The sequence below is a fragment of the Cellulosilyticum sp. WCF-2 genome, assembly GCF_003990395.1.
Classification (GTDB): Bacteria; Bacillota; Clostridia; order Lachnospirales; family Cellulosilyticaceae; genus Cellulosilyticum; species Cellulosilyticum lentocellum.
This window is the reverse complement of the sequence record NZ_CP034675.1, coordinates 549,348-567,854: the sequence shown is the minus strand read 5'-3', so window position 1 is coordinate 567,854 and position 18,507 is coordinate 549,348. Positions and strand designations below refer to the sequence as shown.

Sequence of the window (18,507 nt, the reverse complement as noted above, 5' to 3'; positions counted from 1 at the left end):
ATTTTTGTTGTAACAAAGTCTTTAAAAGTGTGACTTATAAAGAGAGAGGAGGGGTTAAGTGTTAGAGATAGAACAGCTGTATCAAATGTATAAGGAAGATGTCTTTAGATATTTAGTAAGTTTAACACATAATCCAGCCCTTTCGGAGGATTTACTTTCAGAGATATTCGTGATTGCCATTAGAAGGATAGGAACATATAGAGGTGATGCCTCTATAAAGACATGGCTATTTGGAATCGCGAGGAATGTATGGTTACAGCAGCTACGAAGGCAAAATAAAGATATAGATAGTAGTGCATTGTTTGAAATTTATGTAACAGATGGAATAGAGCAAGCTTTTATAGATAAGGAAATTATAAAAAGGATTAATGAACTTTTAGGGGAAAAGGATGAGCGAACAAAGCAAATTATTTATATGAGAGCAGAAGGCTATGCATTCGCTGAAATAGGTAAAAAGTTAGGTATATCGGAAAACTCAGCTAGGGTAATAGAATTTAGAACTAAACGATGGCTAAAGGAGAAGTTATTAGAGGAGGGATTTGGATGAAAAAAATAGAAGACGTAGAGATTAATTGTAATGTTTGCTTAGATTTGATGCCCCTAGTAAAAGACAAAGTAGCCAGTGATGATAGTGAGATGTTAGTTGCTAAGCATATAGAAAACTGTGAAAGCTGCAAAGCATTATTTAGTAGTGAAGAGATAGATAGGGAGTATAAAGTAGATGACCGAAAGGTTATTAGTAATATAAAAAGTAAGATCATTTCCATAGGGCTTATTATATTAATTATAGGTGGGTTATTAGGCATTTACTTATCTAACTCTCAAGGTATGTTTTATAACGTACTTATTATGCCATGTATAGGGATAGCAGGATGTGTCTTACTAAGAAAGAAATACTATTGGGTACCAGTAGGAATCTTTACATTGTCTTATCTAGGTATTATCATTCAAAGCCTTTTAGAGGACATAGAATGGTTAGGCCGTATGCCAGAATTATTTATCATGCCTCTGTTTCTAAGTATTATTTATACGATTTTAGTGGGAATAGGTACGGCTATTGGTGCTTTATTTGGATATGTTTTTGGAAAGGAGTCTAAGCAGACGATGCCATGGATAAAAAGATTTATTGCAGGAGTATTAGGGATTTTTCTTATGGGAATAGTTCTATGGGGTGCTAATGATTTACTTGGTAATCCTATCTCAGCAGCTTTTGCCACTCATAAGGTTGAAGCGTATGTAGCTGAGAAATACCCAAAGTTAGATTTGGAAGTCGGAAAGGCTCGTTATAATTTCAAATTTAATAACTATATGGTCAATGTGAGTTCGAAAACTAGCATAGATACTCATTTCACAATAGAGTATAGAAAAGGGACAATACAGTATGATGGGTATGAGAGTTATGTACAAGGCAAGTTTAATACAAGAGATAGACTAGGAGAAACCTGTGCAAAAGAAGTCATTTCACTTTTATCGAGAATACCTCAGTTAGAGGACAATACTGCTATGGTAGACTTTGTAGATCCTGAGAGATTGGAGAAGAGTGAGAGAGAATCATTAGAGAAAAGTATTGTATTAGATATGTCCTTTAATAAGGAGTTAACTTCTAATATGTTTATTTCTATTAGAACAGAACTAACTGATACATCGGCTAAAAATCTGGAAGGAATATTAAAAGAGTCTTATGTTATCTTAAAGGAAGAAGGTTATGAGTTTAAAAGCTATGGATTATTTTCTGAAACCAAAGAAATGTTGGTTATGATTGATAATGTAACTCCTGAGGATATAGTAAATGGTCAATTGCTTAAGGCACTAGAGGAGGCAGAGCAAAATGAGAATAGTGAAATGCCTTCAGGAATGAGCATAGTAATCAGAAAGAGAGAGCAGTAAGTGAAGTGGAAGATTTGTAGAACAAATAATATCTAATATAGAGATTATAGCAAGGCATCCTAAGAAAAGGATGCCTTTTTTAGTACAAAAAATAAGCGATAAGCTTTAAAATTGCAGTACAGGAATATATGGTAAAATATGCTTGAATTAATCGTATTATTTTTTTATAAATAGGGAATGAAGTAACTATCGTAGTTGTCTATATAAGTATAAGAGAAAATTAGAGGAGGACAACATGAAGGAAGAAGAAATCATAAAAGGCATACAAAGTGGCGATATGATTTGCTATGAGCAGTTAATAGATGAGTATGGGGCTTATTTAGTACGGGTTATTATGAAAGTTTCATCAGGTATGTTACAAACAACAGAGATAGAAGAACTCTGTGCAGACGTATTTATTAAAGTTTGGCAGAAGCAAAGAACATTAGAGATAGAAACAGGAAAGCTTAAAGCTTATCTAGGTGCGATGGCTAGAAATCATACTATTAATCTCATGAGAAGTAAAGGAAGAAGGGAGTTCATCCCATTAGAAGAAGACAGTATAGATTATGAAACCCCAGAAGATAGCTTAGTGCAGGAAGAGGACAATAAGCTAGTGTTGGCAGCACTTAATACATTGCCAGAGCCGGATAGAGAAATTTTTATAAGAAGATATTTCTATATGGAAAAAATAATCGACATAGCAGAAATCCTTCATTTAAACGTACAGACAGTAGGAACTAAGCTGTTTAGGGGAAAGAAGAAGCTAGAACGTGCACTGAAAGAAAGGGGTGTGGCATATGAATAAGAAGTTAACTGAGCTTATGGAAGATATACAAGAGGATTTAATGGAAGAGGTTATGGATGAGGCAGAAATAAGGGAAGTACCACAGGTTTCAATAGATCGCATAAAAGCTTTAGCAACTAGGAATATAGGGAAAATGTCAGAGGATAAGCGCGTACCTGATGAAACATATAAAGAGAACAACAGTATACATTTAGAAACAAATGAGAGAAGTAATGGGGCTAAGCGAAAAGGAGGTAGAGGACAGCTTACAAAGAGAATACTGATTCCGTTAGTAGCAGCAGCTTTAGTTGTAGGAACTGTAGCAGCAGTTAATTATAATCCTACTTTAAAAGATATATTTGGTGAGTTTTTTCCGTTTAAAGATCAAGTACAACCTATTGAAAAAAGTATGAGTGCTGAAGGCTTAACTTTTACTGCTGAAGGAGCTTTAATTGATAAAAAATCCGGATTGTTTATAGCAAGCTTTACTAAAGATGATGGAGGTACCTTCGAAGAGGGTAGTGAAGTAAAACAAATGCAAGTACAAACAGAAAGACTAAGTAGTATGGGCTGGGGAGTACAAAGTAGCTTATCTGAAGATAAAAAGCAGCTGAATTGTATCATAGATTTATCATCTAACCAGCAGTTATATGGTCAAAAGCTAACACTAGAAGCAAGTGGCATAAGAGTATGGAGAAATTTGTCCAAAGTATCTGATATAAAACTAGAGGAACTAACACCAATAGAAATAAAACAGCCTTGGAAAAGCTATACAAGTGCTTTAGGACTTAATCAAATTCTAGTCGAGGATTTTAAGGAAATAAAACTAGATGCTTTTTATGTTAGCGATACAGGAATAGAACTGATTACAAGTTATTATGATCAAGTGAATATAGAAAATCAAAGTACGTATATAGAAATGATAGATGAAAGAACCGGCCAAAGCTATGAACCTTCTCAGAGTGAGCACTATTGGAGTGAGAAAGAAGCATTAAATAAAGACTACTACGTATTTAATCAGTTTAAAAAAGAAGACTTACCTTATCTTAAATTTAAAGTAGGGAATAATTATTTTGAAAATGTCCTAGATGGTAAGTGGCAAGTAGAGTTTCAACTGGATAAAAATAGTCAGACTAAAACAAGACATATGAGTCAAACCATTAAAAACGAAAAACAAAAGTTAACTATTACAAAAGTAGAAGTATCAGCATTAGGCGCTACTCTAGAAGGCTATAAAGGTTCTAAAAAGATAGAAGCTTTACAAGAAGTTTATTTGAAAATGAAAGACGGTACAAAAATTGATTTAAATAATACGGGGATGAATACAGGCATTATAAAATTTAATATGTATTATAATGTGGTGAGAAATGGAGAAAATAAAGAGGGACAAAATTTAAGTAAAACAGAAGGATTAACCGAAGGGATTACAACACCGACTATAGATAGTGCCAGCGATTTGCTGGTATATGATTTTATCAATATAGAAGAAGTACAAAGTATAGTGCTTGAAGGAGTAGAAATTCCTTTACAATAGTATAAATAAGGACCTAGAACAGCGAGTAAAGGGGAGAGTGGCGTTCTAGGTCTTTATTATTAATCTAGGGAATTTATTATACCGTTATGAATGTAGTATAGCTTTAAAACGTGTTGAGGAAGTGAAGAGTCAGTGAAAATAGGATGAAGTTAGACTCAGTACCTACATTAATTGCTCCTAAAGTAATAGTGAAATAGGGAGGATAATCCTTATAATCATATACGGAGATTTATAGTGAGTTTAAAGGCGGTTTTTAGACATACAAAAAAGCAAGAGCACATACAGCATAACGGTGTATGTGCTCTTGCTTTTTTGCTCCAGACCCTTGATGAAAACTTTCATGACTGCCTAAATAGACCTTATACAAGGCATAGAATGGCTCCTCAGCACTACTATGACAAGCATGGTGCCTACTAAGGACAGTTGTGAAAGCTAAACCAATGAGTGAGGAGCTCCTTAAAGTCTTAGCCGGTGCACCCTTTATGATTAGGAAGCTAAGGCATTAGGACTCTGGTTGAAACTTTATTTTTGGTACTGCAATAGATGTAAAAACACACTTCATAACTTATAAGTGGCGCCTCCCTGTCAGCGCACAAGTGAACATTTTCCTTAAGTCCAGAGGTACCTATAACAATAGATTGAGACTTGGCTGACCCGGTCAGTTCCTCAGGTTGATGCTGCGGTGATTATGCCGTGGGAAGTTATTTAATTTGTTTTTACACTTCTATATATGTCTCGTACTTGAGAAGCCCCTAGTAAAAAATCAAAAATCTTTTACAAGCTTCTTTGTCGTTTAAGTAGCTGTATATTTAAGAACATGAATATTAAAGAACAACCTAAGAGGATGAGACAGTCTAGCCAAATCCTTTCAAAACCACTACCTTTAAGCATGACTTCTGTTAAAGCATTAGTTGTATAGTGAAGAGGCATCAAGAGTCCGACAATCTCCCAACCATTTGATAAATTAAATAAGCCACATAAAAAGACTTGAGGGAGAATCACAATAGGGATGAATTGAACCATTTGAAATTCATTATTAGCTAAACTAGAGAGTAAAATACCAAGTGTTAGGGCAGTAATAGCGGTTAAAAGGTTAATAAGAAGTACGTACCATATACTACCGACTACTTTTAGACCGAGAACATAAATAACAAAGAAAGTAATCAGGAGCGTTTGAAGCAAGGCTAATAAACTAAAGCCAAATACATAGCCGATGATTATTTCACTCCTTTTGATAGGTGTAGAGAGGAGCTTTTCCAAAGTGCCTGAAGTTCTTTCAGTAAGAAAATTAATGCCAGCAATTAGAAAGACAACGAAGAAGATAATAATCCCAATAAGCCCAGCTCCGAAGTTATCAAAGAAAGAGGTATCCTCTTCACCATAAATATAGTCAGTAGTAAAGTTTGGCTCAGTCATATTAAGCTCAGATAGATCTATTTCTGGAACCTGTAATTTCACTTGAGGCATTTTAGTCTTTAATTGAGTGAGGCTATCTAAGAGAGTGCTAAGCTTTTCTTTAGTATCTTCAGCATTTTGTTTCATATTATTTTGAAGTACTTTTAGAGCGGAACTTTTTACTAATGCTTGGACTTTTTCAGCATCTAAACTGTTTGTACCGTCTAAGTAAATTTTGGCCTCAGTCATACTTGGATTCATATCAATGGCTGCGAGGATTTCTTTATTTTTTATAGCATTTGGGATATCTTTACTTTTAAGATAGGTAAGCTTGATATCCAAATCATCATTATGAGTAAGTTCTTCAATATAAGCATCAGGAGCTGCAACAATACCAAGGTTATAACTGCTACTTTCAGAATTAAGGATGAAATAAACAAGGCTTAAGATAACAAGGGGAGCAATAAGAATAAGAGCAATGGTTCTCTTATCATGGGTGACTTGAGTTAGAATTCTTGTAGTTAAAGCTTTAATTCTCATAGGAAAGGACCTCCTTTGAAGAAATATGAGATTTGCCAAAATAGATAAAGGCATCTTCTATATTAGTAACTTGAGCTTTTTCTAGAATTTGTTCAGGAGTACCCGCAGCAAGGATCGTGCCATTATACATCATAGCTAGCTCATGACATTTAGCAGCTTCATCCATAACATGAGTTGTAATAAGAATAGTTATCTTTTGCTCAGCAAGCTTATATAATTCCTCCCAAATACTATATCTAAGAAGAGGGTCTATTCCTACCGTGGGCTCATCAAGAATGAGAACTTTGGGATTAGCTAAGAGTGAAATAGCTAAAGCTAGTCTTTGCTTCATGCCACCAGAATAAGTGGAAACATATTTAGGTAGATAGTCGGTTAAGTTAACAAGGGTGGATACATATTCAATTCTTTCTTGAAGGAGCTGTTTATTAAAACCATATAAGCTTCCGAAGAACTTTAGATTTTCATAGCCAGAAAGTGTAGGATAAAGGGCGCTAGACTGAGACATATATCCTATTTGGGACATGAGCATTAGATTCGGCATTTCCTGGCCTAATATATAGACTTTTCCGGAGTCTTGTTTAGAAATACCAGCCATGATTTTAACAGAAGTACTTTTCCCACACCCAGAGGGGCCTAAAAGGCCATATATACAACCTTCAGGAATAGTTAGAGAAATATCAAATAGGATTTGATTTTTGCCAAAGGACTTATTAATATGCTCTAGGCATATAGTAGGGGTGGTTAACATAGACATTAGATCGCCTTCTTTACAATTAATGTTGATTCCAATCTTGAGTTGGTATATGGTTATAATAAATAAGATAGAATAAAAACAAAATAGACAATTGTTAAGAAAATGTTGGATAGGTAGGTAATCTAAGATGGTAAAGGATTCACAGATTACAAGAATAAAAATATTAAACGCATTTTTAAAGCTTTATGAAAAAAAAGGGATAGAAAAAATTACAATAGGCGAAATTACAAGGGAAGCTAAAATCTATAGAGGGACTTTTTATTACTATTATCAAGATATTTATGACCTATTAGCCAAAGTACAAGAACAGATTTTTGAAGAGGTAATAGGCATTATATCAAGGATGATAGAAGGTTTTATGAATGGAAACTTAGAAGAAATATCTATAATAATGAATCAATTGTTTGAAAATCATGAGGAGATGATGACACTATTTATTGCAAAAAAGCCAGATGTTACATTACAAAGGAAAATTAAAGAATGTGGTAAACGAGTAGCATTAGATAAGTTAGGAATAGAGGAAAATCAGTTATCTATAGAACAAAGATATTTACTGGAATACATTGCAAGTGCACAACTAGGATTGATAAGATATTGGATAGAAAATAAAAAAGATATACCACCTACTCAATTGGCAAAGATAGTAGAAATGGCTAATCTAAAGGGACCATTCACCTCTATCAAACAACTAGCAAGAATTTAAAAACTAATAGTGTATGAAATGAAAGAAAGCTATTGAGATAGATTTATCATAAAAATACATAAAGGGCGATACTAACAAATTAATGCTAGTATCGCCCTTTTGTGTTACTAGTACAATGCATGAATAAGATAATTTAGACAGTGATTAAGTCATACATAGGATCATTTAACACAGATAGCATTGCATCATAAGGGGTCTTACCAATGTTGGCTAAGATTGACTTGAAGACGGGTGGAGACTGACCACTAGCCATTTGGACGCCTTTATAGTTTGAAGTAACCTGAAACACATCATTTCTAGAGTTGACATTCCAGAAGATAACATTAGGCATAGCATAGCCATGAGCAGCATAGTTTTTCACCATGCTATCGTAGAAGGTCCAGTTGCCTCTAGCATTTGTTGCAAAGTCAAATTCCATATCAGTAATAATAACCAAAGAAGCTGGAAGTTCATCTGTACTAAGCTTATTTTTTACAGCAACAGTTAAAATAAGATTAAAAGCAGCTTCTAGGTCTGTATTCTCCACAATAGCAGGTATGCATTTAATTTTATCATAGAGAGTATTGCCCTTTACTTTAATTAAAGAAGGCCTACTTGAGAACGTCATAAAAGTATCTTTAAAAGCACCCTTGTTACGTTCAGCAAAGTAAAGTGCTAGACCAATAGAGGAGTGGATAGGACGCCCTCTCATAGAGCCAGAAGTATCAGCCATAACTAGTACATTCTGCTCACCTGTCACATAGTTAGGAAGGCTCTTCCATTGCTCCTCTAACAAAGCATCATAGTGATGAAAAGAGAAGTTTGAGCTACGTTCAGATAGTCCAAGTTGCTCTAAGATATCATAAGGATATAAGGTGCTTGCATTAACTTTAGCTTCACCTTTGATAACAGCGTTTAAGTAATTCGTAAAGCCTTCTTCATCATGAGCTTTAAAGGCCTTGTGATAGATAAACATGGCCCTTGAAGGTACATGTCCATAAGCAATCTCGCTCCAGTTTTGACCAGACATTTTTACTTCTGTTACATCAATATACTTACGAAGTTTAGAGAGTGTTTGCCTATAAGCTTTTTCAGAAAGACCAAGTCTTTTGGCAGTTAACTTACCAAGGCGTGTTGTATCATCAGAGCTAGCATTGACAGACTTTAACCACTTAGCTAATAAGCTAATAGGCTCGTTGGCATGGTAGTTCCCTAGATCTAGAGTGAATTGTTCCTTGAGATAAGTCCACATAGCTTCTTCAACTGGTGTATCTACTAAGGTATAGAAGTCATCATAACGGCCTAATAAAGCAATAGCATCAAAATTCTTAATCACTATTTCAGGTGCTAATGTAGCTAAATATTTAAGAATAACCCTAAAGGTACGACGTTCACCGAGTCCACCACGGATATTACGTGCATAAAAGGCCATTTTAGTAGCAAGTAAAGTATCTTCTGCTAAGGCAGTGCTAAAGAGTCGTTCAATTTCACTTTCATCACGTGCTCTAAGACTACCGATAGTACCAAAGAGGTCAAGAAGGTTGCTATTAGTTGTTTTAAGAGCAGTTGCTCCATTTTCTGTATATGTAATATTCGTTTCCTTTTGTAAGAATGATAAAAACTTGTTTTTCATAAAAATCATCTCCTTGATTAAAAAATAAATTCAAGACGCCCTCCACAATTGCATCGGGATTCGAACCCTTAATATTCTCTAAGGAATACTCCTGACATGGACTTAAAGTTTGGAGCAATAAGGTTGGTTGCTGATAAGGCGTCTTTAGATACAAGGCACTAGTTTGCAGTGCTCTACCAACTGAGCTACTAATAAAGATATTTCCTTATTAGACTAGAATCGAACTAGTGACAACTTAATATATGGCTGCATGTGCCTTTATAGAACAGGTTACTGTTTTTTCACTTAACAGGTGAGAAAGTTGCTGTAAGTAACCTTGTAGGCTTATAATAAAGCTAATTAATAGAAAATTCATGAAAAAAAGTTTGCGAGGTGTGAAATGTTAAAATTTATTGGAATCGGTAGTGCATTTAACACAGACCTAGGGAATACCAGTGCTTATATTAAGAAAGAGGATAGAATGCTTTTGATAGATTGTGGCGGTACAGTGTTTCATGAACTTCAAAAGCAGAAATTATTGGAAGGTGTTAATCAGATCTACATGATTATCACACATACACATCCAGATCATGTAGGAAGCGTAGGCGAGGTTATTTTTTATTTTTATTATTTGCTAGGTAAAAAAGCTACTATTATATATCCTCATAAAGAACATATAGCGAAGTTTTTAGAGTCAGTAGGTGTGAGTGGGGAAATGTATGAGCTCTTAGCTATCAATGATGAGAATCAGGAAATCTATATACAGGATCAGTATTTAGGTGAAATAGGTATTAGGCATATACCAGTGACGCATGTAGACACTATAGAGGCTTATGGATTCATATTGAAGATACAAGGGAAAACACTCTATTATAGCGGAGATGCTAATCAATTATCTACTGAGGTTATACAAGGACTGAAAAATGGACAGATAGATGTTATTTATCATGATACTTGTGGGCTAGATTATGAAAAGAATAGTCATATGTCATTGAAGAAGCTAAAAGAGATGATAGAGGAACCATATAGAAATAAGGTATATTGTATGCATTTGGATAAGCACATTACTAAGGCGGAGATATTAAAGGAAGGTTTTAGAATCGTTGAGAGATATAAGGAGATGGACCAATGAAAGATAATAAATGGACTAATAAAAAAGGAATCGTTCTTACCATAATAGGTTTAGTAGTAATAAGCATCATAAGTATGGTAGTTATACTAAATGAGAATGGCAAGGAGGCAGCATCTATCGGTATTATTGGAGGAGCTGATGGCCCTACAGCTATATTCATAAGTAGTTCAGCGTCTTTAGAACCAGTAGCTATAACAATTTGTGGATTGATACTTGTAGTAGGAATAGGAATATTTATTTACAAGAAAATAAAAAAATAGCCTTCAAGGCACTTTTAAAGTAAAGGGAATCGAACCCCTCAAATCCCCAAGAGGAGAAGTGAGCTTAACCAATCTTTTGTTGGCTGTTAGTGTCTTTCAGCTATTTTATTATAGTAGTAAACAAGACATTATTATTTATAGCCAGTACTCCTAATCTTTTGAGCTACCATAATAGTGGTCCTTCTAGAAAAGAGCTATTACAGGTGAGATTTCAACTCACAACCTCTAAACTCCTAAATAAGAACATGGCTGTTCATGTCTTTATACTACCTTTCAAGGTACATTTTTGTTTTCAACCTAGAAAATTTTAAGTGGCTGTAAGTACCTTTAAATATGTTCACAAGGCACGCTTTTAAACTTGTGCGATTACCAAATTCCGCCACTAATACCATAAGTATTAGGCTGGACTCGAACCAGCAAGATCATATGATCGCAAGATCCTAATGAGTAGCTGCATGTGCCTTTAAATAACAGGTTGCCTTTGCGGTTTCACTTAAAAGGTGAGTGCATGTTTGGCTGTAAGCAACCTTATATGTATAGTATATTCAGTAACATTAAAAATATCATGAAAAAATAGTTGCGAAGGTTAAGATTTAGGGAGAAGATATTACTTTTATATATAAAACAACTATTTAAAAATTCATTTAACCTTGCTTAAAAAGTAAACGCTGAGTCTTAATACGTTCTATAAACTTATTTCGAATACTTGTAGGACTAATAACTTTGATAATAGGACCAAAGGAGATAAGGATATTAATGAGTTCCTCTTCATCAAAAGGATAATAAAAGAGCTGAACAAAACAGGTATGTGTTTCATCATTAAACTCTGTTATTCTTTCATAATTTGAAAGATGCATAAACACACGGTCAAAGCCTTTTCTAGCATTACTCAGTTCAAAGTAGAGAGGTTCCTCACATTTATAAGCTTGAACAGAAGTTTCAATCTCCTTTGGATTAAAATACGTTTTAAGAACGATTATTTCTTGAATTGAGCTAAGGTTAATGCGTAAGATATGAGGCGTTTGCGTAGGCGCATCAATAAGACCAATAAGATGAAAAGAATCTTGAGTGATACGATATTCCAGTTTATAGCCAGCAATATCTACTGTAATAAGTGTATCATTTTCATCCAAATAGGTTATTTTCATATATTGATTGTGATGCAAGCTATTTGAAATGATTCTAAAAAGAGTGACATAAGTTTTACCAAAGAAATCGGTATTTAAAGAGGATTGATGAACATGATGGATAGTTTCAGGTAAAAAGAGGGGCTCTATATCTCCCAATGTCATTAAGTTAACATTGTGATAGAAACGCATCCCTAGGAAAAGAAGTTGAAGATTTATTTCTTCAGCTTCTTTTTCTATTTCCAGGTACCACAAATAGACAGATTTGCATCTGACTCAAAATTTATATTCTTTTACAAAGATTTATGCTACTCTATAAAGGAAGCCATGAAAAATCTTAACAATTAAGTTTCGTTCCCTATGCCTATCAGGTCTTATAGGAATGAGATTTTTTGCAATTATGGCTTCTACATCAGGTGATGTTGCTTTTCCATGATAGAATAACCTACACATATGCACTGCAACTGAGAAATTTGCTTTATATGTATGCTTTCTTTGCTTTTTTTCAATGACTACGTGGGAGGTAATCATTTCTGCAAAGTTATACATTATCATATGTGCATAGATTTCTTGTTGGATACACATCACCTTTTTTGAATGAAAATCTAACATTCCAATCGTATATTTCAAATCTCGAAAAGATGTTTCAATCCCCCAACGAGAAGCATACAGTTTTTTTACCTCATCAGGAGGATACTTTTCACTATTTAGATTTGTAACTATTGTTTCATAGGAAGTTTCTGAAATAGGAAATCTCACTATTCGGAAGTGTAATTCATAGAATTTAGCAGGTTCAGATTTCTTGTTTTTAAGTGGTAAATAATCAAACGGTTGGGCTGAAGAAACACTTCGATAATGATTTTTGTCTTTGAAAAGTTCTTTGACTGCATTCGTTTTCTTTCTTGTAAGTTTTAAAGAAATATCAATATCAAAACAGTCTGTTTTGGGTAAATCCAATCCATTCTTTATACCATTAATTCCATCTTTGACACGAATAAGAAAGAACCATCCTTTTTCTTGAATGTGAGCCATGCTGTTGAAAGATTCATAACCTCTATCAGCTATCACGAGTGCTTTAGGAATTTCAGAACGATCAACCATTTCTTGTAGAGCGTTATGTTCATTCTTTTCTTTAGATTTTTGTATTATCACATCATGATAAATAGAATAATTTATATTATACAACGCATTTATATGCAGAAGATTATATGATTTTCTTCCATCTTTTCCAGAATGAAATGAATTTAAATCATCAGGATTGGTAGGAATCTGTACATCAGACCCATCAACAGCAAGTATGGGCATATCTTCATTAAAGTTATCTATAAGTTTACTTGAAAAGCCGTCAAATATCTTCTTAAACGCTTCGGGCTTTATCTTTTTCCTCTGCTGAACAAACGCAGAAGAAGTGGGTGTATCTGCAGATGCACCAAATAGATCTAATAATTCGTTTGTAAGGCTCCCACTTCCCATTCCAATAATTCCAGCTAAAATTTTATTCATGGGCAATTTTCTTTTGCGTAAAAAATCACTACCTGGATTGGTACAATAATCTTGCGGATTGTCAGCTAACTTTTGGATTTCATCTACTAAAAGCTTTTTAATTTGTTTGGGTTTCATATGTGTCCTCCTTGTAACTAAGTTTCCTTTAATTACAAGGGCCGCTCTCACTACCTCTTTATTCAATCAGTAGTGAGAGCGGCCACACATTTTCTTTGTCTTGTCAACTACTTTTTCAAAAAAAGATCCCTATACCATTTGATTGGTATAGAGATCTTTTTTCGTCATCTTAACTTAATGACATTGCTATATCTCCTAAAGACTTTTTAAGCTCATAAAGTTCATCTTCATCTAGAAATAATTGAATTTTAGAATCTAGTGTAAGGGTTTTAAGCCAGGCTTTTTGAGTTTGAGTTAAAAAAGTCATTGGTTTATTTTTGAGTACACTATAATAGGTATTTTCCTTTTCACATAATAAGTGATAGCCCTCATCATCTTGATCAGTAAGTAAAGGGATAAGGCAGGTAGGTGTTTCTAAAAAACCTTTTTCAGTCACAACTTTTCTAAGCGTTCCTAGGCTAATGCCTTCCTCCGGAATGGAAGTAAGAATATGATTAACTAAGGTATAATATTTACTATGTAGTTCATTAAATAACGACATCCTTATCCTCCTCATAATAAGCATACATCAAATCAATATCTCTCTTGAAACGTTGTAGCACTTCTTTATTGGTACAGTTAATCCAGATTATACGTCCTATAAACTGTCTAAGCCAAGGAACCATTTCATTGGCTTCTAAAACACTAACCGTATAAGAAAAGGTGTTTTTACTAACACGTTGCAAGCGTCCCTCTTTATGGAAGTTTTCTATTTTGTGAATGAGAGGTTTTTCGAAATCTTCATCAATAGATAAAGAAAGCTCCCAAGTATCTAAAGCTATTGGGGCATCAATGGTCTTAAAGGAAACACCCCAGCTGCTATTAAGTAGAATATTTATAATAGAAAGCTTCTGATTAAAATGATCATCTACAGTATGTAAGGTAGAAGCAGCTACAATACGATCTAGCCTAAAGAACTTATATTCCCTAGATTTATAGGAATAAGCCATCACATAGCGTCTACCTTGGTCCACATTATCCACTATTTTAAGGGGTAGTACAGTACTTACCTTAGAGCCTGCATGAGTTATTTCTACATGTTTATGATGAGCCATTGCCAGTAAGAGTTCATATAAAATGAGGTCATCTAAAGTATGACTAAAGTGAATATCTCTAAAGGTAAAGTAAGACTTAAAGTTAGGGCTTTGTTCTAAGATCAAGTGTCCTAAAATACCTAAGGGTGCTATATTTTGATAAAAGGTAAGAGCATGATTAAGTGCAGTAATGGTATGCTCGGATAAGGTAGTAAGAGGGGAGGATATGAAGGAGTAGTAAATGACTTTTCCTTCTTTTTCTTCTCTAAGCAATCCCAGTGAAACATACTCAGCAAGTTTAAGCCTTAAGGTGCGGTTATCAATGATTTTTTCAAGATGGAAACGATCTAGATAGTCAGTGAGAAGTTTTTCATATAGTTCAGATAAGGTGAGTCTAGGATGAATTTGAAGCAAATCAAGTAATATAAAGTGAAGCATAATATCATTTTTGGTAAAACTTTTGGTTTTAAAGCCTTCGAAAAGAGGATTAGAAGCTAGGAGCATACTATCAAAGTGAATAGATAATTTTTTACCTTGAGCTGAGGTTTGTTCATCTATATAATGTCCAAGGTAGCTCTGGATGCGTCTTCGTTCGTTGTCATAGGTACGTGCACTCTTATGGGTGAAATCTTCTCTTGTTTTATAGCCGTAGATGGCAAAAGTGCGCATATACTCTCTAATCTTATCAAAGTTTTTAATAAGTTCATTAAAGGTAGCCATAGGTTTCTCTCCTTTAAGTAATAAACTGCTTTCATTATTGAATGAATCCTATTATAACTCTATGAAGCAGTGATTATATATATCATAATATAAAATTAAACATAGTTAAAATTAAATCGTAAAGTTTTTTTCATGATTATACAATGGTAAAGTGTTAGCATTAAAGCATCAAGGTTAAGCCTTTAAATATGAAACAAGAAAAGAGGAAAGAGGATGTTTGTTATTTGTGAAGAAGAAAAAACTGCAAAACCAATAAAGATATGGGTGAAAGATAGAGAAAGTGTAGAGGAAAGCTGCTTAGAACAGGCATATAATCTTTCTAACTTGCCTTTTATTCATAAGTGGGTAGCTTTAATGCCAGATACACACACAGGTATGGGGATGCCTATAGGTGGTGTTATTGCAGCAAAGGATGTAATTATTCCCCATGCAGTAGGTAGTGACATTGGATGTGGTATGATTTTTGTTGAAACCAATATAGATGCAGAGCTTTTAAGAACAGTAGAAACAGGTAATGGCATTTTAATGCAAGCTATTATTGGCAGTATACAGCGCTCAGTACCAGTTGGAAGAGCACATCATAATAAAATGCAGTCTTCCAAGGTGATTAATGAAGCAATGAAAAATATAGAAAAGTATATGAAAGCACCAACTTTAGTACCTCAGATTGAAGATGCTTACTATCAAATAGGAACACTAGGAGGAGGCAATCATTTTATCGAGTTTCAAGAAGATGAAGAAGGTAAAGTGGGAATTATGATCCATACAGGTAGTCGTCACCTTGGAAAAGAAATAGGGGATTACTTCAATCAGATTGCCAAGGAGCTTAATGAGAAATGGTATAGCTCTGTACCAGAAAGCTATAATTTAGCCTTTTTACCTGCAAAAAGTGATGAAGGACGTTTATATCTAGAGTATATGAACTTGGCTTTAGATTTTGCAGAAGAAAATAGAGAAAAAATACTTGAGGCAGTGATGAAGGAGGTTACCACTTTACTTAAAAAGCAATGTGATTTAGATGTAACTTATGCCAATAAGCTTAACGTTCACCATAATTATGCAGCCATGGAAATTCACTATGGTCGAAATGTTTGGATTCACCGTAAAGGGGCTATTAGGGCAGGAGCAGGGGAAAGAGGGATTATCCCTGGTTCCATGGGGTCTTATAGTTACATTGTAGAAGGAAAAGGCAATGCAGAAAGTTTTGAGTCCTGCTCTCATGGCGCTGGAAGGGTATATTCTAGAACAAAAGCAAAAGAGCTTTATTCAGTAGAGAAGGTTATGTGTGACTTAAAAGAGCAAGCAGTTATATTAGGTAAGAATAATAAGAAGGATGTAGCAGAAGAGTGCCGTTTTGCATATAAGAATATTGATGAAGTGATTGAAAATCAGTTAGATCTAATTACACCGATTAAAAAATTGAAAACCATAGGCGTTATTAAAGGATAAGAGAGGTTGCTTAGCAGTCTCTCTTTTTTGTACAAAACAAAGAACAACCTAGATAATGGATCAAATACAAATCCTATGAATTAGAATTTGAAAATTATAAATAATAAAGTATAATAAGAAATATTTATCACGTTTTAGATTTTTAGTGCGAGAGTAACGTAAAGATGCTTTTATGTAGTAGTCATAAAGGAGTTATAGCTCAAGATAATAGACTTATTACATAACAAAAGAAAAATTAAGGGAGAGAAGCTAAGTGAAAAGAACCAAAATAAGTTTGATTTTAGTTATGATATTATTTGGTAGTATTGGGTTATTTGTAAGAGCAATTAATTGTTCTTCTAGTCAGATTGCTTTAGCTAGAGGCGTAATAGGAAGTGTATGCTTGATTTTAGCTAGTTTTATCCTTAAACAACCACTATCTTGGAAGCGTATAAAGCCTAATTTAGGGATTTTAGTTGCTTCAGGCATAGCCATAGGACTCAATTGGATATTCTTGTTTGAGGCATATAAGTATACAACTATTGCAACAGCAACGATTTGTTATTATTTTGCTCCGGTTATAGTCATGTTTTTATCACCTTTGATTTTAAAAGAACGCTTATCAGGTATTAAGATAGTGTGTATTCTAGCGGCTATGTTGGGGATGATATGTATTACTAGTACAGGAGAAAGTGGAGTAGGACAAAATCATTTTCTTGGGATAGCTTATGGCATAGGTGCTGCGGTCTTATATGCCAGTATAATGATTATGAATAAATTCCTTAAAGATGTGACTAGCCTAGAAAGCACAGTTCCGCAGCTTGGTTTTGCAGCGCTAGCTATTTTACCTTATGTATTGTTTAATGGTGGATTTAATATAAGTCAACTGGATAGTAGGTCTATTATTTTACTGATTGTTGTAGGCGTTGTACATACAGGTATTGGTTACTTAATTTATTTTGGAGCTTTTCAAAAGCTAAGTGGACAAACGATAGCAGCTTTTAGTTACATAGATCCTATTTCAGCCATTATTTTATCTAGCCTCTTATTAAGAGAAGAAATGACCTCACTACAAATAGTAGGAGGAATATTAATTTTAGGAAGTACCTATATAAGTGAACTTTATAGAAGTAAAAAAGCAGAAATAAATATAAGTGAATAATTTTTGTCTATTTAAAATGAGGGAGCTGTTAGATTTTAATGTTGATAACGTTTAAAATTTTTCTTTTTTCATTTTTGCAACTGCCAACATTTTTATGTTTGTTGGAAATGCTTGCATTATCCAATTTATAAATCCAGGGATAAATACTGACTTGTTTTTCATTAATTGCCCATAGGCATATTCAGCAACTTCGTTAGCAGACATTGAAGTTTTAGGCAAGTCAGCTCCTTCGCGAGTAAAAAAATTAGTTCGCGTTGCACCCGGACACAGCGTACAAACTCGTACACCATATTTTTTAGCTTCAAAACGTACTGCTTTACTATAACTTAAAACAAATGCCTTGCTTGCAAAGTAGGTAGATGTAAATGGCCCTGGTTGAAATGCTCCTGTTGAGGAAATATTCAGAATGCCACCGTGTTGTTTCTCGTACATATGAGGCAAAAATAATTTGCATAACGCTACAGGACTTAACATATTCAAAATCATCATTTTTTCATCATCCTGCAAGTTGATTTGCTCTGTTGCCCCGACCAATCCGTATCCAGCATTATTAACTAATATGTCTACATTAATGTTTTCAGCTTGTATACGGGTATAAAGGTTTTCAGCAGCCTTTAGCTCAGATAAATCCTGTTCAAAAATATTTATTGTTACAGGAAATTCTGATTGAAGTTTTTGTGATGCTATCTTCAAGTTTTCATAATTTGAAGAAACAAGTATAAGGTTATATTTATTTGCTGCAAATATTCTTGCAAGTGCGTAACCAATCCCGCTGGTTCCACCCGTAATGAGAACATTCTCCATAAAAAATCACT

At 34.1% G+C, this 18,507-nt stretch carries 17 protein-coding genes; 9 read left to right on the top strand and 8 right to left on the bottom strand.

From position 1 onward, the window contains the following. Positions 1 to 58 precede the first annotated feature (58 nt). From EKH84_RS02480 to EKH84_RS02465, 4 genes are all read left to right on the top strand, one after another. Positions 59 to 547 (top strand): RNA polymerase sigma factor, encoded by a 489-nt coding sequence (locus EKH84_RS02480; RefSeq protein WP_013659138.1) that lies wholly within the window; start codon positions 59 to 61, stop codon positions 545 to 547. Then, positions 544 to 1,887 (top strand): YfjL-like protein, encoded by a 1,344-nt coding sequence (locus EKH84_RS02475; RefSeq protein WP_127065024.1) that lies wholly within the window; start codon positions 544 to 546, stop codon positions 1,885 to 1,887. Before EKH84_RS02480 ends, EKH84_RS02475 begins: the two co-directional genes overlap by 4 nt. Positions 1,888 to 2,122: 235 nt before the next feature. Then, on the top strand, positions 2,123 to 2,674 hold the full coding sequence (locus EKH84_RS02470) for an RNA polymerase sigma factor (RefSeq protein WP_013659136.1): 552 nt from the start codon (positions 2,123 to 2,125) through the stop codon (positions 2,672 to 2,674). After that, the gene (locus EKH84_RS02465; RefSeq protein ID WP_127065023.1) at positions 2,667 to 4,187 is read left to right on the top strand and encodes a DUF4179 domain-containing protein; all 1,521 of its coding nucleotides are present in this window, start codon (positions 2,667 to 2,669) and stop codon (positions 4,185 to 4,187) included. The genes EKH84_RS02470 and EKH84_RS02465 overlap by 8 nt, the downstream gene beginning before the upstream one ends. Positions 4,188 to 4,961: 774 nt before the next feature. Here EKH84_RS02465 and EKH84_RS02460 read toward each other — a convergent pair. Continuing rightward, on the bottom strand, positions 4,962 to 6,122 hold the full coding sequence (locus tag EKH84_RS02460) for an ABC transporter permease (protein ID WP_190283462.1): 1,161 nt from the start codon (positions 6,120 to 6,122) through the stop codon (positions 4,962 to 4,964). Continuing rightward, the gene (locus EKH84_RS02455; RefSeq protein ID WP_127065021.1) at positions 6,112 to 6,876 is read right to left on the bottom strand and encodes an ABC transporter ATP-binding protein; all 765 of its coding nucleotides are present in this window, start codon (positions 6,874 to 6,876) and stop codon (positions 6,112 to 6,114) included. The genes EKH84_RS02460 and EKH84_RS02455 overlap by 11 nt, the downstream gene beginning before the upstream one ends. 127 nt (positions 6,877 to 7,003) lie before the next feature. Here EKH84_RS02455 and EKH84_RS02450 point away from each other — a divergent pair, with 127 nt between their 5' ends. Next, positions 7,004 to 7,579 (top strand): TetR/AcrR family transcriptional regulator, encoded by a 576-nt coding sequence (locus EKH84_RS02450; protein ID WP_127065020.1) that lies wholly within the window; start codon positions 7,004 to 7,006, stop codon positions 7,577 to 7,579. A gap of 133 nt (positions 7,580 to 7,712) precedes the next feature. Here EKH84_RS02450 and EKH84_RS02445 read toward each other — a convergent pair whose 3' ends face one another. Next, positions 7,713 to 9,191 carry a DUF2828 family protein gene (locus EKH84_RS02445; RefSeq protein ID WP_127065019.1) on the bottom strand — a complete coding sequence of 493 codons (1,479 nt, stop codon included), beginning with the start codon at positions 9,189 to 9,191 and terminating at the stop codon, positions 7,713 to 7,715. Positions 9,192 to 9,570: 379 nt separating this feature from the next. Here EKH84_RS02445 and EKH84_RS02440 point away from each other — a divergent pair, with 379 nt between their 5' ends. After that, positions 9,571 to 10,302, top strand: a complete 732-nt coding sequence (locus tag EKH84_RS02440) for an MBL fold metallo-hydrolase (protein ID WP_127065018.1) — start codon at positions 9,571 to 9,573, stop codon at positions 10,300 to 10,302. Continuing rightward, on the top strand, positions 10,299 to 10,562 hold the full coding sequence (locus EKH84_RS02435) for a sodium ion-translocating decarboxylase subunit beta (protein WP_127065017.1): 264 nt from the start codon (positions 10,299 to 10,301) through the stop codon (positions 10,560 to 10,562). The genes EKH84_RS02440 and EKH84_RS02435 overlap by 4 nt, the downstream gene beginning before the upstream one ends. A 644-nt stretch (positions 10,563 to 11,206) precedes the next feature. Here the strand turns inward: EKH84_RS02435 and EKH84_RS02430 are convergent. From EKH84_RS02430 to EKH84_RS02415, 4 genes are all read right to left on the bottom strand, one after another. After that, on the bottom strand, positions 11,207 to 11,944 hold the full coding sequence (locus EKH84_RS02430; protein ID WP_127065016.1) for a WYL domain-containing protein: 738 nt from the start codon (positions 11,942 to 11,944) through the stop codon (positions 11,207 to 11,209). A 48-nt stretch (positions 11,945 to 11,992) separates the two neighbouring features. Further along, positions 11,993 to 13,309, bottom strand: a complete 1,317-nt coding sequence (locus EKH84_RS02425) for an IS4 family transposase (protein ID WP_127065015.1) — start codon at positions 13,307 to 13,309, stop codon at positions 11,993 to 11,995. A 169-nt stretch (positions 13,310 to 13,478) separates the two neighbouring features. Continuing rightward, on the bottom strand, positions 13,479 to 13,850 hold the full coding sequence (locus EKH84_RS02420) for a hypothetical protein (protein ID WP_127065014.1): 372 nt from the start codon (positions 13,848 to 13,850) through the stop codon (positions 13,479 to 13,481). Further along, on the bottom strand, positions 13,837 to 15,102 hold the full coding sequence (locus EKH84_RS02415) for a helix-turn-helix transcriptional regulator (RefSeq protein ID WP_127065013.1): 1,266 nt from the start codon (positions 15,100 to 15,102) through the stop codon (positions 13,837 to 13,839). The genes EKH84_RS02420 and EKH84_RS02415 overlap by 14 nt, the downstream gene beginning before the upstream one ends. A 213-nt stretch (positions 15,103 to 15,315) precedes the next feature. Between EKH84_RS02415 and EKH84_RS02410 the strand changes: the two genes are divergently transcribed. Together EKH84_RS02410 and EKH84_RS02405 are read left to right on the top strand one after the other, a co-directional pair. Then, positions 15,316 to 16,551, top strand: a complete 1,236-nt coding sequence (locus EKH84_RS02410) for an RtcB family protein (RefSeq protein WP_127065012.1) — start codon at positions 15,316 to 15,318, stop codon at positions 16,549 to 16,551. Positions 16,552 to 16,804: 253 nt separating this feature from the next. Next, positions 16,805 to 17,692, top strand: coding sequence for a DMT family transporter (locus tag EKH84_RS02405; protein WP_127065011.1), 888 nt, complete (start codon positions 16,805 to 16,807; stop codon positions 17,690 to 17,692). A 51-nt stretch (positions 17,693 to 17,743) separates the two neighbouring features. Here EKH84_RS02405 and EKH84_RS02400 read toward each other — a convergent pair whose 3' ends face one another. Next, positions 17,744 to 18,496, bottom strand: a complete 753-nt coding sequence (locus tag EKH84_RS02400; RefSeq protein WP_127065010.1) for an SDR family NAD(P)-dependent oxidoreductase — start codon at positions 18,494 to 18,496, stop codon at positions 17,744 to 17,746. Positions 18,497 to 18,507: the final 11 nt, after the last annotated feature.